The 22,150-nt window shown below is 63.5% G+C and carries 26 protein-coding genes; 11 read left to right on the top strand and 15 right to left on the bottom strand.

Going from position 1 to position 22,150, the window contains the following annotated elements; translation table 11 throughout:
• Positions 1-56 precede the first annotated feature (56 nt).
• On the top strand, positions 57-1,811 hold the full coding sequence (locus DM826_RS04175) for a DNA mismatch repair protein (RefSeq protein WP_120101805.1): 1,755 nt from the start codon (positions 57-59) through the stop codon (positions 1,809-1,811).
• A 21-nt stretch (positions 1,812-1,832) separates the two neighbouring features.
• On the opposite strand, the gene dnaJ is transcribed toward DM826_RS04175, so the two are convergent.
• On the bottom strand, positions 1,833-3,002 hold the full coding sequence (gene dnaJ / locus DM826_RS04180) for a molecular chaperone DnaJ (protein WP_120101807.1): 1,170 nt from the start codon (positions 3,000-3,002) through the stop codon (positions 1,833-1,835).
• Between the two features lie 235 nt (positions 3,003-3,237).
• Between dnaJ and DM826_RS04185 the strand changes: the two genes are divergently transcribed.
• From DM826_RS04185 to DM826_RS04195, 3 genes are all read left to right on the top strand, one after another.
• A complete protein-coding gene (locus DM826_RS04185) occupies positions 3,238-3,798 on the top strand; it encodes a TATA-box-binding protein (protein ID WP_120101809.1) in 561 nt (186 codons plus the stop codon).
• Positions 3,799-3,874: 76 nt separating this feature from the next.
• The gene (locus tag DM826_RS04190) at positions 3,875-4,513 is read left to right on the top strand and encodes a hypothetical protein (RefSeq protein WP_205738793.1); all 639 of its coding nucleotides are present in this window, start codon (positions 3,875-3,877) and stop codon (positions 4,511-4,513) included.
• A 71-nt stretch (positions 4,514-4,584) separates the two neighbouring features.
• Positions 4,585-6,537, top strand: a complete 1,953-nt coding sequence (locus DM826_RS04195) for a DEAD/DEAH box helicase (RefSeq protein ID WP_120101811.1) — start codon at positions 4,585-4,587, stop codon at positions 6,535-6,537.
• A gap of 21 nt (positions 6,538-6,558) precedes the next feature.
• Here DM826_RS04195 and DM826_RS04200 read toward each other — a convergent pair whose 3' ends face one another.
• The 4 genes from DM826_RS04200 to DM826_RS04215 form a co-directional block, all read right to left on the bottom strand.
• Positions 6,559-7,623, bottom strand: coding sequence for a pyridoxal-phosphate-dependent aminotransferase family protein (locus DM826_RS04200; RefSeq protein WP_120101813.1), 1,065 nt, complete (start codon positions 7,621-7,623; stop codon positions 6,559-6,561).
• 47 nt (positions 7,624-7,670) lie between these two features.
• Entirely contained in the window at positions 7,671-8,444 is a 774-nt protein-coding gene (locus DM826_RS04205; RefSeq protein ID WP_120101815.1) for a hypothetical protein, read from the bottom strand.
• A gap of 47 nt (positions 8,445-8,491) precedes the next feature.
• Positions 8,492-9,001, bottom strand: a complete 510-nt coding sequence (locus DM826_RS04210) for an HPP family protein (protein WP_120101817.1) — start codon at positions 8,999-9,001, stop codon at positions 8,492-8,494.
• Positions 9,002-9,123: 122 nt separating this feature from the next.
• Positions 9,124-10,125 carry a DHH family phosphoesterase gene (locus DM826_RS04215; RefSeq protein ID WP_120101819.1) on the bottom strand — a complete coding sequence of 334 codons (1,002 nt, stop codon included), beginning with the start codon at positions 10,123-10,125 and terminating at the stop codon, positions 9,124-9,126.
• A 96-nt stretch (positions 10,126-10,221) separates the two neighbouring features.
• On the opposite strand from DM826_RS04215, the gene DM826_RS04220 reads away from it, so the two are divergent.
• The 3 genes from DM826_RS04220 (at position 10,222) to DM826_RS12795 (ending at position 11,460) form a co-directional block, all read left to right on the top strand.
• Positions 10,222-10,470, top strand: a complete 249-nt coding sequence (locus tag DM826_RS04220; protein ID WP_120101821.1) for an AbrB/MazE/SpoVT family DNA-binding domain-containing protein — start codon at positions 10,222-10,224, stop codon at positions 10,468-10,470.
• Positions 10,471-10,550: 80 nt separating this feature from the next.
• Complete coding sequence (locus tag DM826_RS04225) at positions 10,551-10,925, top strand: hypothetical protein (RefSeq protein ID WP_133304632.1); 375 nt, start codon at positions 10,551-10,553, stop codon at positions 10,923-10,925.
• Positions 10,926-11,097: 172 nt separating this feature from the next.
• On the top strand, positions 11,098-11,460 hold the full coding sequence (locus DM826_RS12795) for a hypothetical protein (protein ID WP_133304633.1): 363 nt from the start codon (positions 11,098-11,100) through the stop codon (positions 11,458-11,460).
• A 9-nt stretch (positions 11,461-11,469) separates the two neighbouring features.
• Here DM826_RS12795 and DM826_RS12800 read toward each other — a convergent pair whose 3' ends face one another.
• The 3 genes from DM826_RS12800 to DM826_RS04235 form a co-directional block, all read right to left on the bottom strand.
• Positions 11,470-11,715, bottom strand: a complete 246-nt coding sequence (locus tag DM826_RS12800) for a hypothetical protein (protein WP_133304634.1) — start codon at positions 11,713-11,715, stop codon at positions 11,470-11,472.
• Between the two features lie 222 nt (positions 11,716-11,937).
• A complete protein-coding gene (locus DM826_RS04230) occupies positions 11,938-12,660 on the bottom strand; it encodes a YkgJ family cysteine cluster protein (protein ID WP_120101825.1) in 723 nt (240 codons plus the stop codon).
• Entirely contained in the window at positions 12,660-14,387 is a 1,728-nt protein-coding gene (locus tag DM826_RS04235; RefSeq protein ID WP_120101827.1) for a radical SAM protein, read from the bottom strand. Before DM826_RS04235 ends, DM826_RS04230 begins: the two co-directional genes overlap by 1 nt.
• Before the next feature lie 110 nt (positions 14,388-14,497).
• Here DM826_RS04235 and DM826_RS12970 point away from each other — a divergent pair, with 110 nt between their 5' ends.
• From DM826_RS12970 to DM826_RS04245, 3 genes are all read left to right on the top strand, one after another.
• Positions 14,498-14,656, top strand: coding sequence for a DUF7559 family protein (locus DM826_RS12970; RefSeq protein WP_165853245.1), 159 nt, complete (start codon positions 14,498-14,500; stop codon positions 14,654-14,656).
• Complete coding sequence (locus tag DM826_RS04240) at positions 14,653-15,141, top strand: Hsp20/alpha crystallin family protein (protein ID WP_120101829.1); 489 nt, start codon at positions 14,653-14,655, stop codon at positions 15,139-15,141. Before DM826_RS12970 ends, DM826_RS04240 begins: the two co-directional genes overlap by 4 nt.
• A gap of 277 nt (positions 15,142-15,418) precedes the next feature.
• Entirely contained in the window at positions 15,419-15,742 is a 324-nt protein-coding gene (locus DM826_RS04245) for a PadR family transcriptional regulator (RefSeq protein ID WP_120101831.1), read from the top strand.
• On the opposite strand, the gene DM826_RS04250 is transcribed toward DM826_RS04245, so the two are convergent.
• The 5 genes from DM826_RS04250 to DM826_RS04270 form a co-directional block, all read right to left on the bottom strand.
• Positions 15,743-16,342, bottom strand: coding sequence for an NUDIX hydrolase (locus tag DM826_RS04250; protein WP_120101833.1), 600 nt, complete (start codon positions 16,340-16,342; stop codon positions 15,743-15,745).
• Between the two features lie 24 nt (positions 16,343-16,366).
• The gene (locus DM826_RS04255; protein WP_120101835.1) at positions 16,367-16,861 is read right to left on the bottom strand and encodes a DUF7109 family protein; all 495 of its coding nucleotides are present in this window, start codon (positions 16,859-16,861) and stop codon (positions 16,367-16,369) included.
• Between the two features lie 36 nt (positions 16,862-16,897).
• Positions 16,898-18,016, bottom strand: coding sequence for a glycosyltransferase family protein (locus tag DM826_RS04260; protein WP_120101837.1), 1,119 nt, complete (start codon positions 18,014-18,016; stop codon positions 16,898-16,900).
• A gap of 80 nt (positions 18,017-18,096) precedes the next feature.
• Complete coding sequence (locus tag DM826_RS04265) at positions 18,097-18,381, bottom strand: acylphosphatase (RefSeq protein WP_120101839.1); 285 nt, start codon at positions 18,379-18,381, stop codon at positions 18,097-18,099.
• 70 nt (positions 18,382-18,451) lie between these two features.
• Positions 18,452-19,399, bottom strand: coding sequence for a zinc-dependent metalloprotease (locus DM826_RS04270; RefSeq protein WP_120101841.1), 948 nt, complete (start codon positions 19,397-19,399; stop codon positions 18,452-18,454).
• Positions 19,400-19,502: 103 nt separating this feature from the next.
• On the opposite strand from DM826_RS04270, the gene DM826_RS04275 reads away from it, so the two are divergent.
• Positions 19,503-20,567, top strand: a complete 1,065-nt coding sequence (locus DM826_RS04275) for a M42 family metallopeptidase (protein WP_120101843.1) — start codon at positions 19,503-19,505, stop codon at positions 20,565-20,567.
• Positions 20,568-20,573: 6 nt separating this feature from the next.
• Here DM826_RS04275 and mce read toward each other — a convergent pair whose 3' ends face one another.
• Together mce and DM826_RS04285 are read right to left on the bottom strand one after the other, a co-directional pair.
• A complete protein-coding gene (gene mce, locus DM826_RS04280) occupies positions 20,574-20,957 on the bottom strand; it encodes a methylmalonyl-CoA epimerase (RefSeq protein ID WP_120101845.1) in 384 nt (127 codons plus the stop codon).
• A 75-nt stretch (positions 20,958-21,032) separates the two neighbouring features.
• Entirely contained in the window at positions 21,033-22,070 is a 1,038-nt protein-coding gene (locus DM826_RS04285; protein WP_133304635.1) for a sensor histidine kinase, read from the bottom strand.
• Positions 22,071-22,150 lie beyond the last annotated feature (80 nt).

Genomic DNA, 22,150 nt, shown 5'->3' on the forward strand with positions numbered 1-22,150 from the left:
CGGTTCGGTGGTCGCTGCATAACAAACGCTAAGCCGCCGGCTCCAAACCCTCGGATATGCGCTTAGAGGAGTTTTGGGGCATCGGGCCGAAGACGGCCGCGCTGCTCCGTGAGTCGATCGGCGAACCCGACGCCATCGCCGCCATCGAGAACGCCGACATCCGGACGCTCGCCGCCGCTGGCGTCCCACGCGGGCGGGCGGTCAGGATCCTCCGGCGGGCCAGCGGCACCGACGGCATCGAGGTGCTCGGCACCGGCGACACCCGCGATGTGTACGACAAACTGCTCTTGGTCGCCAGCGAGTACGCCCTCACGAACCATGCCGCCGACCGAATCCGTGTGATGACGCCGCTGTCAACGCGGGAGGCGATGGCCGACCGCCTCGATCGCGTGTTGGCCGCGAAAGCCGCTTGGATCGACCTCGGCGACGACGACCGCGAGCGGGTGATCGACGCCTTCGACGCCTACGATGACGCCGGCGGCACCGACAGCGCAGCCGTCGAGGCCGCCCTCGAACTCGATGCCGTCGGGCTGGCGGGCGAGCCGTTCGACGCGCTGGCTGGAATCGACAGCGACGCCCTCGAAGCGGCGAAAGGCGCGCTCGGAGCCGTCCAGGAAACCGACGGTGGTGTTGTCGTCGCCGAGGGAGCCGACGACGAACTCGACGCACTTCGAGCCGAGCGCGACGCGGCAGCCGATCTCAACAACGCCGCCTTCGATATCATCGAGACGGTGCGGAGCGACGGCGTCCGCGATATGGACGCCCTCCAAGCGGGTGTCATCGAGCATATCGCGAGCGAGACCGGGATCGAACCACCGCGGGTGCGGTCGGCCGCAGCCGACGACGCCGTCGACGCCGCCGACTTCGTTAGCCAGACACTGCGCGCGCTGGTCGACGACCTCGAAACGGCGGTCGCCGAGCGCGAAGAAACGGTCGCCACCGAGCTACAGGATCGCATCGGCGAGGCCGACGCCGACGTGACCGCCGCCGTCACGGCGATCGGCGACATCGCCGTTGAGCTCTCGTTGGGCCGGTTTGCGGCCGCCTTCGACCTTCAGCGACCCGAACTCGTCGACGATGGGGTGGCGGTGCGCAACGCACGCAATCTCTTTCTCGACGGCGACGTGCAGCCGGTTACCTACGCGGTTGGAACCCACGGCCTCACCGACACCGCCCGGTCGCTGTCGCCGCCGACCGGTGATCGCGTGGCGGTGCTGACGGGCGCGAACTCCGGCGGGAAAACAACCTTGTTGGAGACGCTGAGTCAGGTCGCGCTCCTGGCGGCGATGGGACTGCCAGTCCCGGCCGACGAGGCTGAGGTTGGACAGTTCGAGACGATTGTCTTCCATCGTCGCCACGCCTCGTTCAACGCCGGCGTCCTCGAATCGACGCTGAAATCGATCGTGCCACCGCTGACGGGCGATGGCCGGACGCTGATGTTGGTCGATGAGTTTGAGGCGATCACCGAACCCGGGCGGGCGGCCGACCTGCTCAACGGGCTGGTGTCGCTGACCGTCGACCAGTCGGCCCTCGGCGTCTACGTGACCCATCTCGCCGACGATCTGAGCCCGCTGCCCGAGACCGCCCGGATCGACGGCATCTTCGCGGAGGGGCTTGATCCCGAGCTCGAACTCCAGGTCGACTACCAGCCACGGTTTGGCACGGTCGGCAAATCGACCCCGGAGTTCATCGTCTCACGGCTCGTCGCCAACGCGACCGACCGCGCCGAGCGCGCTGGCTTCGAGTCACTGGCAGCAGCAGTCGGCGAGGAAGCAGTCCAGCGAACGCTGTCGGATGTTGAGTGGCAGTAAAGCGTCACCGCGGACAGCAGCTCAGAAACTGTTTTTGATCTTCTCGAAGAAGCCCTCAGAGACGTCGACCTCCTCGCCGCCAGCCTCGGCGAAGGCTTCGAGGGCCTCCTTCTGGTCGTCGTTGAGCGACTCAGGGGTGACGACCTGAACGGTCACGTAGAGATGCCCGTTGCGCCGGCTGCGGAGCTTCGGCATCCCGAGACCCTTCAGGCGGAACCGCTCGCCGCTTTGGGTGCCCTCGGGGATGTCGAGTTTCTTTGGGCCATCCAGCGTCGGCACCTCGATCGTATCGCCGAAGACCGCCTGTGGGAATGAGATCGGCTGATTGTAGTGGAGGTCGTCGCCGTCGCGTTCGAACTCCTCGTGCTCCTGCACCTCAACATCGATGAGGAGATCGCCAGGCGGGCCGTTGTTCTCGCCGGGCGCGCCCTCGCCGTCCATCCGAAGGGTCTGGCCGGTTTTGATGCCGGCTGGCACCTCGACAGTGAGGGTCACCTCGTTTTGGGTGATGCCGTCGCCGCCACAGGTGCCACAGGTCTGGTCGGCGACCTCACCCTCGCCACCGCAGCGCCGACAGGTCGAGCGCTGCTGGACGCGGCCAAACGGCGTCTGTTGGACTTGCCGCACCTCGCCGGCACCGTTACACTCCGGACAGGTCGAAACCTCCGCCTCCGGTGGGTGGCCCTCACCGCCGCAGGTTTCACACTCCTCAGGGCGGGTGACGGTGAACTCCTTGTCGACGCCCTCGTAGGCTTCTTCGAGGGTGATCTCCATCGACGTGCGGAGGTTTCGGCCCTGTCGGGGGCGGTTGCCACCGCCGCCACCACCGCCGCCGCGGCCGCCGCCGAAGAACTGCTCGAAGATGTCCTCGAAGCCGCCAGCACCGGCCCCGCCACCGCCGAAGCCACCCATCCCGCCGGGGCCGCCAGCCCCGCCGCGCCCGTCGTCGAAGCCGCCGCGTTTTTCGGCCTCTTCGAACCGCTCGTGGCCCATCTGATCGTAGGCCTGGCGTTTCTCCTCGTCGGTCAGCACCTCCTTGGCCGTCTTGATCTTCTTGAATTTCTCCTCGGCGTCGGGCTCGTCGCTTACGTCCGGATGGTATTTCGAGGCTTTCTCCCGATAGGCCTGCTTGATCTCGTCTTCTGAGGCGTCACGTGAGACGCCCAGCACATCATAGAAGTCCTCGCTCATCAGTTATCCTTCGCTAGTTAGCGCGACTACTTGAAAAACGCGGCTTCCGGACTCAGGCTCTCGACGCCCGTAGCGGCGGCTGTTGTCGTGTTTCGACTGTCTCCGGCGGTGTGCGTGTGTTCGGTGTCGACGACGAATGGCGTTCATCATCGACGACGAATCTCCTGCTGTCGCTGTCGGCGAAAGCGTTTATAAGGGGGCCTTTTATCCGTTGGGCACCTCCATACTAATAACAATGAGCGCGCCGGCTGACTCCATCGAGATCCAGAACGTTGTCGCATCGACGGGGATCGGGCAGGAACTCGACCTCGAAGCACTCGCCACCGACCTCCCAGGAGCGGATTTCAACCCGGATAACTTCCCCGGGTTGGTCTACCGCACCCAAGAGCCAAAGGCAGCAGCCCTGATCTTCCGATCCGGCAAGATCGTCTGTACCGGCGCGAAAAGCATCGACGACGTGCATGAGGCCCTTGACATCATCTTCGGCAAGCTTCGAGATCTGGGGATCCCGGTCGAGGATTCGCCCGAGGTGACTGTCCAAAACATCGTCTCCAGTGCGGATCTGGGTCACAGTCTCAACCTCAACGCCCTTGCGATCGGGTTGGGCCTCGAAGACGTCGAGTACGAACCCGAGCAGTTCCCTGGGCTGGTCTACCGGATGGACAATCCCGAGGTCGTGATCCTGTTGTTCGGCAGCGGCAAGGTCGTCATCACCGGCGGCAAAACGGTCGACGACGCGAGTGCGGCTGTCGAGCGGATCGTCGACCGCATTGACGATCTCGGCCTGTTGGGCTGATCGACTCAGTGGAACTGTGAGATTCACCACGAAATCGCATGAAAACTTATATTCCTCCCTGTGATACGTTCACGTAGTGGCATCCAGACAGCCCAGTCCGGGTGTCGAGGAGACGCCCGGCGGTAGGTCGCTTCCCGAACCGACGGCGTACGCCGATGCGGTCGGCCGCGCCGAACCGAGTGCCGACACGCCAAGCCGGCACCGTTCTCCCGAGGATCCCCCACCGCGAACGCCCGCGGTGTATGCCCACACAGACCACTTCCGGCAGCGACTGCACCAGCAGGGCCGGTATGTGTCTGTCCCGATCGTCGCCGAGGCGATCAAACAGGGGCAACTCCGCTGGAACACGACCGACGGCTGGCGGTTCGCGCTCGTGAAACATGGCATCCGGTATGTGATCGTTGTCAGCGACACCGAAACGAAGTCGCCGGTCGTCGTCACCGGCTGGACGGCGATCGACGACTGGGAAACCGCGCATACGGACTCCAGATGGAACGAGACCGACCTCCAGACGATCCGACTGCGGGCGGATCTCAGCAGTCACCGTGACGAACAGATCCCCGACCGGATTCGGCCCCGCGATGTCGACCGCGCCTTCGAGATCGGCGGCCACCGGGTCGTCACCGAGGCCGGCGCGGGCTCGGTCGAATGCGTCGAGTGCGACGGCCGGTTCCGCTCGAAGGACGAACTGAATCGACGACACTGCCGGCGGTAGGTAGTCGCCGATTCCTCGGCCGTCCACCGTCGGTCACAACGGGTTTGTGGCTCGGCAGCCTTGCTCGCATAATGACCGACCCCGACCGCGATATCGACGACAGCGAGTCGTCTCTCGATACTGAGTCCTCGACTGCTGCTGTCGATGTTGACGCTGCTGCCGACGTTGCCGACGACGGTGACCTCCCGGATGACGCCGACGCAACCGACCTCCCGACGGCGTCACTCTCGCTCGATGACTTCTACGAAGTTGTCGACGCCGAGGAGCGACCGGTGCTCACGGCCAGCCAAGTCGCTCGTCGACTCGATTGCAGCCGCGAGGAAGCCAAACGCGGGCTTGACGCGCTCGAAACCGCCGGCAAGCTCGATCGTGCCGATGTCGAACATGATCCTGTCGTCTGGTACCCATCAACCGTCGGCGACCTGGCGGGACGGGAGCGCGTTGTCCTTTTTCCGACTCGGCGAGAGATCGTTGTCGATGAGCCGACCCAATACACTCGCGCCCAACTCGCCCAGTTCGCCCATCTCGTCGATTCGACCGGCACCGAGCCCGGCACCCGCGGCTATCTCTATCGCATCCGGCAGGAGGATATCTGGGCCGCGCCGTTCGACGACCTCGATGAGTTGCTTGCCGCGATGCACTCGGTGTTGCCGCGTCAATCGCCGCATCTCGACGAGTGGGTGACCGCCCAATGGGAGCGCGCCAGCCAGTTCATCCTCCGAACCCACGACGATGGCTACACCGTCCTTGAGGCCGCCAACGAGAACCTGATGGGCAATGTCGCTCAGCAGAAACTCCCCGAGGACGCCCTGCGCGCGCCGATCTCCGAGACTGAGGCGTGGGTCAACAGCGACGAGGTCGCCACGGTCAAGCGGACGCTCTATGAGGCGGGCTACCCGGTCGCCGACGACCGCGAACTCGACACCGGCGACGCGCTGGAGGCGGAGTTGACGGCGACGCTCCGAGAGTACCAGCAGGCGTGGGTCGATACCTTCCTCGACCAGCAGGCCGGCGTTTTTGTCGGCCCGCCCGGCAGCGGAAAAACTATCGCTGCCATCGCCGCCCTCGTCGCGGTCGGCGGCGAGACGCTGATCCTCGTGCCGAGCCGCGAACTCGCCGCCCAGTGGCGCGAGGAGTTGACGACGCACTCGACGCTGACCGACGCCGATATCGGCGAGTACCACGGTGGGACGAAGGAGATCCGCCCGGTCACCATCGCCACCTACCAGACCGCCGGGATGGATCGCCACCGCCAGCTGTTCGACTCTCGCGGCTGGGGGCTGATTATCTACGACGAGGTGCAGCACATCCCCAGCCCGATCTTCCGGCGGAGCACCCAGCTACAGGCCGCACACCGGCTTGGCCTCTCGGCGACGCCAGTTCGGGAGGACGACAAGGAGAAAGAGATTTTCACTCTCATTGGCCCGCCGATCGGCACCGACTGGGCCGCGCTGTTCGAGGCCGGCTTCGTCGCCGAACCCGAGGTGCAGATTCGCTATGTGCCCTGGCGCGACGACGACGCGAAAAACGCCTACAGCAGTGCCGACACGCAGGATCGCCACCGTATCGCCGCCCAAAACCCTGCGAAGATCGACGAGATTAGAGCCCTCCGAGGACGGCATCCCGACGCCAAGACGCTGATCTTCGTCGACTATCTCGACCAAGGCGAGGCAATCGCCGACGCGCTGGATGTGCCCTTTATCAGCGGCGAAACCGCCCACCATGAACGCCAGCGGCAGTTCGCCGCGTTCCGCGATGGTAGCCAGCAGACGCTCGTCGTCTCCCGAATTGCCGACGAGGGGATCGACCTGCCGAACGCCGAACTCGCTATCGTCGCCTCCGGGCTCGGTGGCTCCCGCCGCCAGGGCACCCAGCGCGCCGGCCGGACGATGCGGCCCGTCGGCAACGCGGTGCTATACGTGCTGGCGACCCGCGGCAGCCGCGAGGAGGATTTCGCTCAGCGACAGATGCGACATATGGCCGGCAAGGGTGTCCGGATCAGCGAAACGACGATCAGCGAATAGCGACTTGACGGCGGCTGCAAGTTACGCGATCACGTCGGCGATAGCGTCCATCACGCGGTCGACTTTCTCGACATCCGCGTTGTAGCCCATGTGACCGACCCGGATGATGTCGTCGGCGAGATCGCCGAGACTCGTCGCTAGCACGATGTCGTGATCGGCTTCGACGCGCTGGCGCACATCCTGTGCGTCTCCAGGCATGTGGAAGCCTGTTACCGTCGGCGATGCCCGTGATTCATCCGGATAGAGTGACAGCCCGAGCTCTCGTCCGCGTTGGCGACACCGCTCGGCGGCGCGTTCGTGACGATCGTGGACATTTTCGATCCCTTCCTCACGCAGCCGCGAAACCGCCTCCGCGAGCGCGGCGACGTTGGCGTCGAGATGCGTGTACGGAAAACCCTCGGAGACATCGCGCCACGGGAGAAGGTTCGTGTATAGCGACGTCGGTTCGCGTTCTTCCATTACCGCCCATGCACGATCGCTGACGGCCGCTGTCGTGAGGCCGGGCGGCGCGCTGAAACACTTCTGGGAGGCGCCGAGGCAGACATCGATCCGGTCGGTCGGCACCGGCGTCCCGCCGAGCGAAGAGACGGCGTCGACAACGCTCAGCACGTCGTACTCCTCCAGCAGATCCAACACCGGTGAGAGGTCGTTGAGCGTCCCGGTCGGCGTCTCGCAGTGAACCAGCGTCGCCAATTTGAATGGGTCGTCCGCTTCCTCGGCGTCGGCGAGTGCGGCTTCGATCGCGTCAAGATCGTAGCCCGCGTCGTAGTCGGCCGAGACGAGTTCCGCCTCGCCGTCGTAGCTGTCGACGAAATCGGCGAATCCCTCGCCATAGAGGCCGTTGGCGATACAGAGCACGCGGTCGCCCGGCGCGACGAGCGAGGCGATAGCGGCTTCCAGCCCGAGGATGCCCTCGCCGCCGGGGACGATCACATCGTGGTCGGTGCCGTAGATTTGCTGGAGATTCCGACAGAGGCGGTCGTATCGCTCGGCGAACTCGGGCTGTACCGCTGAATTCGGCTGCGGTTCGGCCATCGCCTCTCGCACTTCCGGTGGGACGGCGGTCGGCCCCGGCGTGAACAACATGGCTGTTCGTCGGCGGGCGACCCAGTAGTGGGTTGCGATCCCGGGTGTTATTCGATCTCGTCTGGCTCGTCCCATTTCTCATCGCTGTCGACAGGCTCGATAGCATGGCTGATCTCGGCCTCCGAGTAGTCGATCTCGTCGAGTACCATACTCAGGCGTTGCCAGCGCGCGCTTTGCTCGTCTTCGCCGTCGGGGCCGACCCGCGCGCCGCGAGTTTTGAAAAAGCGCGTCCCACGGTCGCGTTTGGCTCCCTCGCCGGTGTGGCCGTCGAAGATCGCGTCGAACTCGCCTTCGGGTTCGAGGTCGCCAGCCGGGAAATCGAATCGCGGTTCCTCGCCTGCCTCGCGGGCCGCGGCGCGCTCGTCGGCGACTTTCCGAAAGTATTCGTCGGCGTTGGCGGCCTCCCGTGTCGAGGTCGCTCGCGCGGCGGCCAAGGCGGCGTGGATCGCACAGAGACGTTGCCGCCAGTCGTCAGTTTCCCAGCGGTCGGTCGCCAGTTCCTCGTATCGCTGGATCGTCAGCGCGACCGACTCGCCGGCTCGGAGGTCTTCGACAACGTAGAGATTGAGGCGATCCCAGAGGTTCCAGCCGTAACCCGACCGCTGGAGTTCCCAGGCGGCCCACGCGGCGACTTCCTCATCAGAGCGGCGGACGGCCTTCTGCAGCAGGCTGGAGACAGTATACCGGCTGTAGCCGCCGTCGGTTTCGTCGGCCTGCTTGGGCTCGCCGAAGTCGTTTTGCGTGTCGGCGTCGGGGTTACGCTCGGTGTCGAGGTCGCCGTCGCTGCCGAACGTCGCTTGCCGGGGCTCGTCGTCGGCCATATCGGCTCTGGGAGTGGCGGCGGCTAAAACGCGGCGGCTGCCACTGGCTACGTGGGTGTTAGCGTGTCACTGGGATCGACCCGCTTGACGACTCGCTCGCCGGCCGCGTTGACGCCGACGAGGATCGCTACCGCGACGGCGATGATGGCGACCTGCTGCGGCGTCGATAACAACCCCAGCGAGACGATCAGCGTCGTCGCACACGCGGGGGGATGCACGGCGTCGGTGGCGATCATCCCCCAACTGGTCAGCATGATCGACAGCGTCGCACTCGCTGCCAGCCCCAGACCCGTAATCGACAGCGGCGGTGGCGTCGCGGTGATCGCTACCTGCCCGCCCAGCAGCGACCATGCGAGCAAGCCGGCCAACCCGCCGATGAGGTGACTGCCGACGATGCGAACGGGACTGGTGCGGTCGCTGTGGTGCTCGAAGGCGAGGACAAAGGCGGTCGGGCCGAGACTCGGGAAAACGAACGGCTGGCCGCTGGCCCACGCGATCACGCCGAGGGCGGTGAACAGCAACCCGGCGTACAGGCTCGTCCAGAGACGAGGGCGCATGTCACGCCTTCGAAAGTCGTACATAAACAAGTCTTGTTCTGTCATGCTTTGGTTCGAAAATTACAGTCGAATCTGTCTATTCTTCAAATTTCGCCGTGTGGCCGCGTTCTAAATCGGCTCTCCTATAGATCCAATTCGGCAAGCAGCCGCGCTGTAATCACCTGTTCGACGATCTCCAGCAGGCTGTCGTCGTTGGTCGTGAAATCCGCGAAGAGGCCTAGCGGGATCTCGCCGCCGGCAACGTCGTGGTGGCCGCCCGCGCTGCCGACATCGGCGAACGTTTTCCGAAGGACATCGCCGACGTGGATCCGTGGATCGGGCGACCGCGCCGAGAGGTGGATCGACTCGTCGATGATCCCGAAGACGATCACCGTCTCGACGCCCTCCAGCGTGGCGAGGTAGTCCGCAGCCTGCGGGACGGCGTCGCGCTCGCTCGTCCGGCCGACGTGGGAAATGAGCACTGCCGAGGTCGTCGTCCGGTTCGTGATCGCCGTCGCAATCGCATCCAGCGTCGCCCCGGAGACCGACGGCGTCGACAGCGTCTGCAGCAGATCGAGATCCGCGTGATCGTGGAGGAAGCCCGCGGCGTCGTACTCGGCGGCGGTCGCTCCGCGCAGGAAATTTAGTGTTTCCCGCCGGATGGCGAACAGCAGCGCGGTCGCCAGCATGTCCTCGACTTCCATGTCGAGAGCCTCGACGTATTCGGCGAGGATCGTCGCCGCCGCACCCAACTCCTCGCGGTGGTCGACGAATCGGGCGTCGATGTCCTCTGCGGGGTGATGGTCGATCACGATATCGATGGCTGTCTCCGGGAGGACGTTGTTGTTCGCGCCCGGCGTCGAGTGATCGACGAACGCGACGAGGGAGTCCTCGGAGCGTTCCTGTAGTGCGGCGGCATCGAACGGTTTGAGATCGATTTCGAGCAGATTGACGAACGCGCGGTTCTCTTGGTGGGAGATGTCGCCGCTGTAGAGGATGTTTCGCTCGTCGATCCCGGCGTCGGCGGCGATCCGGCCCAACGCGAGCGCGCTGGCGAGACAGTCCGGGTCGGGGTTGTTGTGGCAGACGATGTTGAGTTCGCTGCCGTCGGCAAGGAGGTGGTGGAGGTCGTGGACAGAACTCATTGGTTCGTTTTCCGGTGCTACACACTTAGGAATAGGTAGCGTTCTACCGAGTCACCCAGGGCAACGTATTTTGAGTTGCCACCTGAACCGCGATCTATGCCCCGCAAGATCGAGCGTGAGACAACGATTACTGAGCAGTTCTCGGTGACGATCCCGCCCGCGGTGCGACGCGCGGCTGGGGTCGAAGCCGGCGACACGATTCGCTGGCAGGTTGATGACGACGGCTCGCTCTCGGTCGAACACCGCCGGCAGCAGTACGGTGCGTTCGACGATCTGAATGCTGTGGACATTGGTGAGTCGACAGATGCTGCTAACGATCACGACCTCGGCAGTCGAGAGTTTTGACGGCTAAAATTGGTATTGACTCTCGGTAGCGTGGCTATGGGCCGGTAATTATAACTCGTTCAGTTGTACATAACAGTCATATGAGAACTCGGCGCGCTGTCCTCTCAGTTATCGGGATGGCCGCATTCGCGGGCTGTTCGAGTCAGGCCACGGATACAACCGACCAAGCCGCAGAGCGGGAGCTTTCGATTGCGTTTGACGGACTAGGCAAATACGAAGAAAAAGTAAGAAACGCCGAACCACTAGAAGAAGCCAGCCTCGAAGTCACCGTCGACGACGTACACCAAATGCTGGAAGAAACCGATTCAGCAATGGAAGAAGCCGAACAAATCGCATACTTCGCAGAAACAGTAAACGACGAAGACCTACACAGCATCCTCCAAGAATACCACCTAGAAAAAAACAAGTACAGAAAACCAAGTCGTCGTCAACCAAAACCATCACTTCGGCGGTAATGCAGGCAACGTCAACGAAATCTACACCGTCAAAAACGGAAATCTTCAAAGCCAACCAATACTCCAAACAGACCTCCTAGTCAAAACAGAAAAAGGAGACACCATCCACAAACCCGGACAACAAACACCACAAGAACTCAAAGCACAACGAAACGACGACCGATACACACGAATGGTAGCACAAGATTACGATGCTCTCACGGATAGAATACGATCTGGAAGAGAGGATGGAGGTACGGATGAAGAAGTCCAAGACTTTAGACAATTAATAATGTCGAAATGGAGCAGTGCTCTGTTTGGAACCGGGAATGAAGCAAATCTAATACCATACGGTGGAGAAAGCTCAAATCTGGTTTTCGATGCGATGTATAACGATGGGAATACAGAAGCATTAGTTGAGTTGAACCAAGCATATGCTGAATCAGATTTCGTAGGATCAGACCAAGTCGTGTCAGCACAGTACACAGGAAACGGTTGGCAGTTTGAAGCCCACCCAGACTATGAAATGGGAGAAAAACTCCCAGCCAACCAATAATTTATTTTCTTAATTCCAGTTTCTGTCCTCCCAGACATCAATCGGATTTCTAACCTCACCTTCTAAATCTCCTGGGAAGTTTTGGAATAGTTGGTTGTGTGGTATTCCGGTGGTGGTGTATTGTTCGATGGCTTGGTAACTGCTTTTCTGCATGGCAGGCTCTGTTACATGTTCTACCTTGAATGGGTCGTAGTTGTTTGTACCTGCGATTATGTAGTCTGGCCCGTACTTCTCAAACCTACCGGGTTGTTCCACTCCCGTTGGAATCCGTAGTTGCAGCTGTACCGGTTGTAACCCGCCGACCGGTCAAAGCCCGCCCAGTTTGTTCCGACGGGGATCTAACTGTTGGGATATGCTACAGAGGCTGTGACGCTGAGCGCGTTGGTACTCTATTCGGGAGATGAAACCGTTCTGTTCGTCACTCATAGAGACACGCGTCACTCCAAGTGACTGGTGTTGAGTACGGCTCGCGCTCGTTCAGTACGTTTCTCGATCCGATCCGATTTTCGTCCCGTCGGGTCGCTTCTGTCCCTCTGAATCGTGAACGACGACGCCGTCGACATCGCGGGATTCGTAGTTCTCTCGCACGGCGATTGCCTCCTCGATCTCGCGGATCGCCCGCTCTTTGAGCGCGGCCGCTAACTCCTTGGCCTCACTCCGCGAAATATCGCGGCCCAGGCCTTCACACTCGTGGGCGCGAACCATGCCCTCGCCGTCAACAGCTTCACCCATCGGTTGGCTCGTCCCGCCGAGAGCGACGCTGAAGGGGTACGTCTTGCAGATCAGCGGGCGGTCGTCGTGGACGCCGCAGTGGCCGGTGCCGTCGTCGCGTTCCTCGTAGAACGTACAGTCGCCGCAGGCGTCGGTCTGGAGGGCCCACTCGAATGTCTCGCCTGCGGTGGCTTCCGCGCCATCTTCCTCATCCAGTCCGTACGGCATCGGCCGCGCTACATCGCGCCAGTCGTAGTCGCCGGCGTCCTGCAACTCGCGGATTTCGTCGGGAAAGACGGTCGCCGTGTGGGGTTCGCGGTCAGTGGCGTCAGCCTCTTTCTTTTCTTCGTCGCCATCGCTGTCAGGGTCGTAGCCCTTGCAACACGCGCCACAGCGCGTACACTCGAAGCCAATCGACTCGATGGCGTCGGCGAGGTCGTCGACCGCAAGCGAGCAGGCGCGGTCGAGTTCAGTTTCGAGGCTGTCCATCAGTCGGAGGGCTGACTCGCCCCCGAGCCGGTCGTCACAAACGCCGAGAGGTCGATCTCGCCGCCGACGGCCTCAGGGGTTTCGTAGGGCCGGTTGACGACGAGGTCGCCGGCGCGCTGTTTGCCGATTCCCGGCAGGGCTTCGAGTTCGGTCATGCTCGCGCTGTTGATATCCAGCGGGTACGGAACCGCTGTCACCGACCGGTAGCCGTGATCGACGATGACGGCATCGACTGTCTGGCCGAGCGGTCGTTCCTCGGGGAATCCGACGAGCAGTGGGTAGGTGCCCAGTTGCCGGCCGAACGTGCGGCCGTCCTCGTGGTATTCGAGATGCACGTCCGGCAGGACGGTGCCAGCGGGCGCAACACGCTCCAGCATCGGCTGGTCGATAGTCTCCCGAACCTCCTGTTTGTAGGATTTGAACAGCTCCTTGTGCTCCTCGGCGATGGCCGCGCCGGTGTCGGACATGTCGGTACCCTCGAAGGCCATCACCTGGCGGATGTTGATGCGGCGGAGCATCAACCCCTCGTCGTAAACGCGCTGGAGGAACGCCCGGTTGTGGTCGTAGGTTGCGCGGCGTTCCTCTTGGAGGCCGTGCAGCAGATTGATTCCAGGCAACAGTTTCGGCAGGCGATTCCCTGCGTCGTCGCCGTGGGTCGGTGCGTCGCTGGCGTCCTCGCCGGGTCGCCAGCCGGCCTCCTCGTTGACGATTTTGACCGCCTGAAAGCACTCCTCGGCGGTGACGTTGAGGTTGTTGGCCTCTTGGACGACGGGATCGGCGGACTCCAAGCCGAAAGCGGCGGTGTCGCCGGGCGTGTTGTGCTCGGCGATGATGCGAATCCCCTCGCGGCTTTTTTCCGGCCACTCGACAATCGTGATCGGGTTCATATTGTCGAGGTGCAGCGTTTCGAGGTCGGGCGCAACCTCTCGAATCCCGCTGTAGAGCCGCCGAAGCGCGTCAGGGTTGGGGGCCTCACCGTCGCCGCCGAAGGCGAGGATGTCGGCCTGCCGGCCGAGCCGGAAGTGTTTGACGCCGTAGTCAGATAGGGTGTCGACCTCGTCGACAACGGCGTCGGCCGTGCGGAAGGCGGGATTCCCATAGAGAGGTTCGGTACAGAACGAACAGCGGTAGGCACAGCCCCGGGAGGTTTCCATCTCACAGATCAGGTGATCCGGGTGGTTGGGATGCTGCTCGACGATGAACGCGCCGTCGGGGGCCCACCGGCTGAGTTCGTCGTTGTCGCGCATCCGGTTGTTGAACCCTTCTAACCCGGAGTCGACGAGATCGTAGGCGGCCGCCTCAACGTCACCTTTGGCAACGAAATCGAAGTCGAGATCCTTCCGTTCGGTTTCGGTCGCGCCGGCGTTCTCGTCGCCGACGCCAAACTTGACGGGGCCGCCCATGAGCGAGGTGCCCTCGGCGACCCATGCGAGTTCCTTGACTTCCTCGGGTTCGGCTGGCGTCCCACCAACGTAGCTGCCGGGGACGGTCATCCCGCCGACATAGATCATGAGGTCGGCGTCGGCGACCGCGTTCCATTTTTGCTTATTGTCGCGGAGTTCGTCAATCGTGTGGTAGGTGATCTGCGATTGGGGGACGCCAGCGTCGACGAGCGCGCCGGCGGTAAAGCGCGGATACGTCGAGATGTAGGGTGGCACGCCGAAATGTGCCGGCTCGTCGACGTAGCCGTCGACGATGGTAACGGCGAGCTCCGAGGGCCGAGTCATATCACGCTGTTCGGCGTCAAGCGGCTAAAGCCGTGTGATCCGGCCTGCAGGTGTGCCGCTTCCACCAGCGTGCCACGTGATTTAACTTCATGGCAGCCCTCCCTTCTGGTATGCCTGAAACCGTCGAAGTCGAATGCGACAACGGGGACTGCGAACTCGATATGTTCGAAGTCCACTACACCTACGACGTGCCTGACGACCACGGGGTCGATGATCTCAGCTGTCCGTACTGCGCCGACAGCGCGAGCCTCTCGGAGATCGTCCTATGACCCGGCTGGAAACCTACGGCCGGGAGGCCCTCAACACGGTGCTGGAACGGATCGGCCGCGGCGTCAGCCAGGTGCAGTCCCGCAAGCCGCTCTCGTATGATCTCTTGGAGAGCGACACCGAATATCTCGTCGTCTTTGACGCGCCGGGCGCGACCGCTGAGGATGTTCAGGTGCAGTTCGTCGACGGCGAACTTGAGGTGCGGATCGACCGCTTCCGAGCGTTCCACAAGGGCTTCGAGATGCGGTTCCCCGGTCGCGGGCTGACGCTTTCGGGGACGGCGACGCTGCCCGACGCCGCCAGCGTCACCGGTAGTGAGACGACCCCGGATGCGACACTGACCCAGGATGGAACCCTCCATGTGACGATCCCGAAAGCTGCCTCAGCGCACACGGTTGCCGTCGAAGACGACGACACCACCCGCGACGAGCAGTCCGGCGACACGGGCGACGACGACACCCCCGACAACCACACAGACGACGCCTAACAACGTCTCTGCGTGGTGGGGCCCTCTGTATCGTCTGTTTCTCTCGTTCCATGGGCGCAGCCTGCCGAACTGCGCAGCATGGTTGAGCCGCCGTGGGCAGTGTTGGTCTGAATCAATCAGTCCGCTACAGAGAGCTACATATACATACGAAACGTCCAGTAGTTGCTGATATTTAGTTACGTACAACCGCTGTTTTCGCCAATACGTTTTTACATTTCAACCAACAACGTAGCGATGAACTGAACCCTCATTGCAAGCGATCCGTTCCACACTAGCCATGAAAGACCTCACCGCGTTTCAGCGAGACCTCTTGTACGTCATTGCGAGCCTCGATGACCCATACGGACTCGGGATCAAGGAGGAACTTGAATCGTACTACGACGACGATGTCAACACCGGACGTGTCTACCAGAATCTCGGGAAACTGGTCGACAGCGGCTACGTCCAAAAGGACGCCATCGACAAGCGAACCAACTCCTACACGCTCACCGCAAGCGCCACTACCGCGATAGATGATCGCCAGGCGTGGGAGAGCAAACAGGTGCGGCGGATCGACGCCGGCGACCCAACCCCGTCGCCGGAGGCTGAAACCCACTCGTAGCTACACCGGAAGATCGGCGTCGGCGTCGACGACCCGGTCGGCCTCCGGGGGGATCTCCCAGTCGGTCGTGAGCTCTAGCAGTTGCGCCAGCATGCGGCCGGTCGCCCCCCAGACGGTGTAGCCAGCCACGTGGAAGAAGTGAATCCGGATCGGCCCGTAGTGTGGGTGATCGCGGTGTTCTGACTCGTAGTTCGAGCGGTCGATGAGTGCGGCGACCGGCAGCCGAACGATCTCGGCGACCTCGTACTCGTCGGGGGTGTACTCCCGATCGGGTATCCGGCCAACGAAGGGGCGGACGATGTATCGGGTGACCGTTTCGATGTCGTCGATCCTGCCGACGACATCGGCTTCATCGGGTCGAAGCCCGATCTCCTCGTCGGCCTCTCGGAGGGCGGTGGCTTGGAGATCCGCATCCGACGGCTCGCGGCCCCCGCCCGGAAAGCTCATCTGGCCGGGGTGGTCGCCAAGCTGCTCAGAGCGTTTGGTGAAGAGGATCGCCGGCTCGCCGTCTTGGTCGATGATCGGCGCGAGCACCGCAGCCTCCTTTGCGGGGTCGGCGATCGCCGACGGCGTATACTGAGCCACCCCCGTCAGATCCATATCTATTCTTGCAGGGCAGTCCTCTTAGTCCTGCGGGAGCAGCGGTGTCAGCGACGCTCTGATCGCGTCGGTTTCGACAGCGGCCCACGCTTCGAGGTCGTAGCTCACATCCAGCAGTGCCGCGGCGCGGTCGGCGTCATCGGCGGCGACGGCCTCGTCGGCTTCGGCTTCAAGCCGGGTTTGCACCTGTTCGGCCAGTCGATCGCGGTCGACAGATCGTGTCTCGTAGTCGAGAATATGGGGTAGATCCTCGGCGTTCGGCGGCAACGTCGGAAACGCCGCCGGCCCGACCGTGAGCAACGACTCGCTGTCAGCGTCGCTCGCGTCGCTCGATGTGGGCGCGTACTCGACGAGCACATACTCGGTGATTGCGGTCTCGATGGCGTCGGTGACGGCTGCGTCGTCAACGGCTGCCCCCTGTTTGAATGCTAACTCGGTGAGGGCTTGGGAGAGTTCCTCCCGCGTCAATGCGCCAAAGAGGTCGACGACGCCGGCGAGTTCGTCACCTGTCGCGGTCATACCACGCTGGTGTCGCTGCTGTCATTTGAGTCTACCTCACTCGGTGGTCGTCGACTCCCCGCCGGTCGCCGCCGCCAAATCGGCTGCGGCCGCTTCGGCGACCGCCTCGGGGCTGATCGGCGCGTCGTTCCAGGCTGGCAGGCGGCTATCCTCACCCGGTTCCCGCAGGGCGTCGGCGTAGGTGTCGATCTGTTCGCGCTCGTCGTCGCGGTCGTAGGCCAGATCGTTGTAGGCGGCGTCGACGGCGTACTGTCGGCGCAGCGATTCGGCAGCCGTCCGGTAGCGGTCGGGGAGCGTCGCGTAATCGATGTCGACACCGTGCTCGGTGACGACCCGGAACAGTGCCTCGCCGACGGCCGCGCTCATCTCCGAGAGCCCGGTTGGCCCGCCGACTGCGCGGTGGTCGTGTTCGTACGCGCCGAGGTCGACCTGCGCGCTGCCGTCGACGCCAGCGTGGGCGAACGCTTCCCCGAGCGTGCCGACCTCAAGGCCCCACGATCGCTGCACGCGCATATCGGCGATGAGATCGCCCGTCGCGGCAAACTCGCCGGCCAGGGCGTACCGGAACGCATCGAGATACTGCAAGATCTCGGCGTCGGCGGCCCCGTCGGCTAACGCCCGGACGAGCGGTGCGTAAAACAGCCGGAACAGGCGGCCGTAGAGCTGTCCGTTCTCAACCCGGGCGTAGTAGCCTTTCGAGAACTGATGGCCGTGTTCCAGCGGGAACAACAGCCGCGGGACGTAGGAGCGGTGGTAGGTTTTCGTGTCGGCATCATGGCAGACGACGTAGTCGGCATCGAGCACCTGTCCGAGCGCGAGCCACACATCCCGGCCCTTGCCCGCTGAGCCGTTGAGCCCGTTGTCAGCCAGCAGGTCGGCGAGCGTCGGGCCGTTACACCACAGCACCTCCAGTGGGAGGTCGAAGTCGGCGAGCCAGTCCCGAAACGGGCCGACCTTCTTCGCCGGCGCGCGCAGCGGGACGACGACGCGTTTGGGTGCGACGGCTTCCAGTTCGGACAGGACACCCTCGGCGGCGAGGCCGGCGTACTCCCGTTCGGTCATCGGGACGACGACCGCGGCGCGATCAGTCGGTGCTGCCGGCGTGGTCTCTCGGAGATGGTGGAGCGTCGTAATCCGTTCTTGGACGTACTCCATTTACGATCTGTTGTGGCTGTGCGGACATAGACCCCGCGGTCGGTGTCGCGTCGGCAGCGCGCTCTCACCGCGGTGTCAGCCTACCACCGAACCTCGAAGCCAGCGATCCCCTCGGGTGATTCCATCGTGGCATCGACATCGTTGACCTCGGCGGCACGGCTGCCGGTTTCACACCACTCACACATCGCCTCGACGCGTTCTTCGTCGCCCTCGAAGACGGCTTCGACGCGGCCGTCATCGAGATTTTTGACCCAGCCGTCGACGCCACGCTCGCGGGCGGCATCGCGGGTGCTAGCGCGGTAGTAGACGCCTTGGACGCGACCACTGACGAACACGTGGGCTCGGACACGGTCGGAGTCGGACATATCGCTTGCTTTTGCTGCGACGCTGATAAACGCTCAGTTCGTGGTCGAACCAACGACTGACGCCTCCTGGTCAGGGGTCGACACGATCGAGCCACTGGATCGGCTCAGCCAACTCGGTATCAGTCGGGAGATTTTCTGGTCGCTCCCAGACAACGCTGGCGGCTTCCAGCCCGCGGGCATCGGCAACGGTCTCGAAAAAGCGCGCGCCACGTTCGTACTGATCGCGTTTGAGGCCCAGCCCGAGCAGTCGGCTCATCAGCCGCTTTAGCGGCCCGCCGGAGCCACGCCGAGCGTCGAGTTTGGCCCGCAGATCGGCGTACTCCTCGTCGAAGGCGCGATCCATCAGCAACTCGGCGTAGCCTTCGACGGCGGTCATCGCGGTGGTCAACTCCTCGAAGGTTGCCTGATCGAGGTCGCCCGCCGAGATGGCCGTGACACTGTCCTGCATCCGCGTTTCGAGGTACTCCGGCAGCCACGGCGCGACGCCGAACTCCGCGGCGTGGGCGACCTCGTGGAACGCGATCCACCGACGGAAGCGAGGATACGCCACATTGAGGTCGTCGGCGACCCGGCGGATGTTCGGGCGGACGAAGTACAGCGCGTGGCCGCCGTCGGCGAGCAACAGCGGGTCGTACTGCCCGAGAACGTTTCGGCCCAGAAAGCCCATTGTGACCGCCATCGTCCCGGTGTTGATCGTCCGTGAGACCCCCGGCAGCACCGTCGTCGACGGCTCCAGGGGGTCGACGACCCGCCGGAAGGTTTCGATGTTGGCGTCGATCCAGTGGTGGCGGTGTTGGATTTCGATCGTTTCCGGGAGGTCAAAGTCGACGCCGCCGGCCGCACGGAGGCGGTCGCGGGCGTCCCGCACGTCGGCTCGAAAGCCGGCCTGCTCCTCGGATGAGAGCGTGAGATCGCCGGCCGGCGTCGATGCCTTGGCCGCCTCGGCGACGCTTCCCCAGTCGATGATGCCGCCGCCGTCGGCGTCTGCGACCGCTTGGGCGCTACGAAAGAGATTCATATCTTTGGTGGGGTGGCGGCGAGTAAAGTCCTTGTGCGTCCACCAACCGCCGCGTGGGTGCCTAACCGTGACGTTGATACGCCTGCTGCCGCTGCAAAATAGCATGCAGGAGTCCCAACGAGCGTTTCTTGAATCGCTGTTGACGACGGCCAGCCCCTCGGGGTTCGAAACCGACGGCCAACGCGTCTGGGTTGATTATGTCGAGGAGTTCGCCGACGAGGTCACGACCGACGACTACGGGAACGCGGTCGCCGTCCACGAGGGATCGGGCGAGGGCCCCGAGATCGCCTTCAGCGGCCACGCCGACGAGATCGGCTTCATCGTCCGCGACATCGACGACAACGGGTTCATCCGGATGAGTCGGATCGGCGGCTCCGATCGAACTGTCTCGCAGGGCCAACACGTCACGATCCACACCGGCGAGGGCCCGGTACAGGGCGTTGTCGGCCAGACAGCGATTCACCTCCGGGACACCGGGGGTGAGGAGTATCCGGATATCGCCGAGCAGTTCATCGATATCGGCGCGACCGACGGCGACGAGGCCGAGGAACTGGTCGAGGTTGGCGATCCGATCACGTTCTCCAGTGAGCTGTATGAACTCCAGGGCAGCCGACTCACGGCCCGAGGGATGGACAACCGGATCGGCACCTGGAGCGCGGCCGAAGGGCTGCGCCGGGCGGTGGAGGCCGATGTCGACGCGACGATCTATGCGGTCAGCACCGTCCAAGAGGAGGTCGGCATCAAAGGGGCCCAGATGGTCGGCTTCGATCTCGATCCTGACGCCGCCATCGCTGTCGACGTAACGCATGCCACCGACAACCCAGATGTGCCGGGCGACAAGCAGGGCCCCGTCGAGTTGGGCGAGGGGCCGGTCGTCTCCCGTGGCAGCGCGAATCATCCGCGCGTCGTCGACCTCGCTCGCTCGGCCGCCGAAGCCGACGATATTGAGATCCAGCTCCAAGCTACCGGCACCCGCACCGGCACCGACGCCGACGGCTTCTACACGAGTCGCGGCGGCATCCCTTCGCTCAACATCGGGCTGCCGAACCGGTATATGCACACCCCGGTTGAGGTGATCGACACCGAGGATCTCGATGCGGTCGCCGCGCTCCTCGGAGCGATCGCGGCTCAGGCCGGGGAGATCGATTCCTTTGCGGTCGATATCTAAGGCCGGTCAGTCGGCGACAAACTCGATCAACACGCCGCCCGTCGATGAGGGGTGGAGAAACGCGACCTCATGGCCCCACGCGCCGGGGCGTGGTTCCTCGTCGATGCGATCGATACCCTGCTCGGCAGCCCGCGTCAGGGCGGCCTCGATATCGGCGGTGCTGAGTGCGAGGTGGTGGATCCCAGAGCCGTGGCTGTCGAGATAGCGGGCGATCGGCCCGTCCTCGCGTGGTTCTAAGAGTTCAAAATACCCCGAGCCGAGGTCAAGAAAGCTGACCGCCATCCCGTCGAATCGCTCCTCGTGGACGATCGACGCGTCGAACAGCGCGGCGTAGCGATCGGCGAGGGTGTCGGCATCGTCGGTGGCGATCCCGGCGTGATGAAAGTCCATGCCGAGTGTTGCGGTGAGAGCTGCATAAAGTCGGGCGGTCGATGGCGGTGCCAGCGGGGCCGTCGATCCAGCGCGTTACGCGCTGATCAGCGCGCGATCGAAGGCGATCCGGACGGTCGTCCCGCCGCTTTCGGGTGTTTCGATCGTTAACTCGGCGCCGTAGCGATCCGTGATCCACCGCACCAACCAGAGGCCGAGCCCGCTGCCGTGGTGGAGTGGGGTGATCTCCTGGTTGCCGGTCACGACCTCTCGTTCCGTCGCCGGAATCCCCGGCCCGTTGTCGGCGATGATCAACTCGGCGGTGGCGTCGTCGACAACGCGGGCGGTTACTGTCACCGTTGGTGTCGCGGCTGTATTGTGCCGAATCGCGTTGTCAACGAGGCTTTCGACGAGCACCCGGAGGCTGGCGTCGGCGGCAACGAGCAGGGCTGTCGGGCAGTCGGTCGTGATCGCAGCGGCCGGGAACTCCTCGCTGCAGGCTGTGACGACCCGATCGATGATGGCTGTGATATCGGTTGGCTCCAGCGTTGGCGACTCTCCGAGCACCCGCTGGACGGTTTTGGCCTCCTCGCTGAGTCGGGCCAGCCCGCTTGCGGTGTCGCTGATTGCGTCGGCGGCCGCCTGTATCTCCTCGTCGTCGGTCAGGTCGCTGATCTTCTCTGCTTGCCCGGCGATCACGTTCACGTCGTTGCGGAGATTGTGTCTGAGGACGCGCTGGAGGACATCGAGGTGGCGTTCCCGACGGAGTTCCGCGGTCACGTCGGTGTAGATCGCAAACCCGTGGCCCTTCCGGATCGGGACGCTCCGATAGACAAACTGCCGGCGACCGTCAGCGGTCACCCGTTCGACGACCGCGGCGTTTGACTCGCCGGCGGCGGTCTGCTGATCGAACTGTTTGGCCTCCTCGCGGCGATCGCTCGGGACGATGAGGTCGTTGAGCGAGACGCCGCTTAATGACTCGGTACCGTGGCCGAAGGTGTCGGCAAACGTCGCGTTGGCCTGGACGATGACCGGATCGCCGTCGACCAGTTCGAACTCCACGACAGCCTCGTTGAGTTCGTTGAATAGTCGCTTGAAGCGATTCATGCCGTCGGTGCGTGGATAGGCGGTCACTGTGTTCCTCCTCTCATTGTCATCATCTTGGCAACCATGTCGGCTGGTTGAGTTCACCAGCGTATTGCGACCAATGGCTA

Origin of the sequence: Halonotius aquaticus (assembly GCF_003605575.1) — an archaeon.
Taxonomy (GTDB): Archaea; Halobacteriota; Halobacteria; order Halobacteriales; family Haloferacaceae; genus Halonotius; species Halonotius aquaticus.

Coding starts and splice junctions, on each gene's coding strand:
- DM826_RS04175 (WP_120101805.1), top strand. CDS start 57: ATGCGCTTAGAGGAGTTTTGGGGCATCGGGCCGAAGACGGCCGCGCTG.
- dnaJ (WP_120101807.1), bottom strand. CDS start 3,002: ATGAGCGAGGACTTCTATGATGTGCTGGGCGTCTCACGTGACGCCTCA.
- DM826_RS04185 (WP_120101809.1), top strand. CDS start 3,238: ATGAGCGCGCCGGCTGACTCCATCGAGATCCAGAACGTTGTCGCATCG.
- DM826_RS04195 (WP_120101811.1), top strand. CDS start 4,585: ATGACCGACCCCGACCGCGATATCGACGACAGCGAGTCGTCTCTCGAT.
- DM826_RS04200 (WP_120101813.1), bottom strand. CDS start 7,623: ATGTTGTTCACGCCGGGGCCGACCGCCGTCCCACCGGAAGTGCGAGAG.
- DM826_RS04205 (WP_120101815.1), bottom strand. CDS start 8,444: ATGGCCGACGACGAGCCCCGGCAAGCGACGTTCGGCAGCGACGGCGAC.
- DM826_RS04210 (WP_120101817.1), bottom strand. CDS start 9,001: ATGCGCCCTCGTCTCTGGACGAGCCTGTACGCCGGGTTGCTGTTCACC.
- DM826_RS04215 (WP_120101819.1), bottom strand. CDS start 10,125: ATGAGTTCTGTCCACGACCTCCACCACCTCCTTGCCGACGGCAGCGAA.
- DM826_RS04220 (WP_120101821.1), top strand. CDS start 10,222: ATGCCCCGCAAGATCGAGCGTGAGACAACGATTACTGAGCAGTTCTCG.
- DM826_RS04225 (WP_133304632.1), top strand. CDS start 10,551: ATGAGAACTCGGCGCGCTGTCCTCTCAGTTATCGGGATGGCCGCATTC.
- DM826_RS12795 (WP_133304633.1), top strand. CDS start 11,098: ATGGTAGCACAAGATTACGATGCTCTCACGGATAGAATACGATCTGGA.
- DM826_RS04230 (WP_120101825.1), bottom strand. CDS start 12,660: ATGGACAGCCTCGAAACTGAACTCGACCGCGCCTGCTCGCTTGCGGTC.
- DM826_RS04235 (WP_120101827.1), bottom strand. CDS start 14,387: ATGACTCGGCCCTCGGAGCTCGCCGTTACCATCGTCGACGGCTACGTC.
- DM826_RS12970 (WP_165853245.1), top strand. CDS start 14,498: ATGCCTGAAACCGTCGAAGTCGAATGCGACAACGGGGACTGCGAACTC.
- DM826_RS04240 (WP_120101829.1), top strand. CDS start 14,653: ATGACCCGGCTGGAAACCTACGGCCGGGAGGCCCTCAACACGGTGCTG.
- DM826_RS04245 (WP_120101831.1), top strand. CDS start 15,419: ATGAAAGACCTCACCGCGTTTCAGCGAGACCTCTTGTACGTCATTGCG.
- DM826_RS04250 (WP_120101833.1), bottom strand. CDS start 16,342: ATGGATCTGACGGGGGTGGCTCAGTATACGCCGTCGGCGATCGCCGAC.
- DM826_RS04255 (WP_120101835.1), bottom strand. CDS start 16,861: ATGACCGCGACAGGTGACGAACTCGCCGGCGTCGTCGACCTCTTTGGC.
- DM826_RS04260 (WP_120101837.1), bottom strand. CDS start 18,016: ATGGAGTACGTCCAAGAACGGATTACGACGCTCCACCATCTCCGAGAG.
- DM826_RS04265 (WP_120101839.1), bottom strand. CDS start 18,381: ATGTCCGACTCCGACCGTGTCCGAGCCCACGTGTTCGTCAGTGGTCGC.
- DM826_RS04270 (WP_120101841.1), bottom strand. CDS start 19,399: ATGAATCTCTTTCGTAGCGCCCAAGCGGTCGCAGACGCCGACGGCGGC.
- DM826_RS04275 (WP_120101843.1), top strand. CDS start 19,503: ATGCAGGAGTCCCAACGAGCGTTTCTTGAATCGCTGTTGACGACGGCC.
- mce (WP_120101845.1), bottom strand. CDS start 20,957: ATGGACTTTCATCACGCCGGGATCGCCACCGACGATGCCGACACCCTC.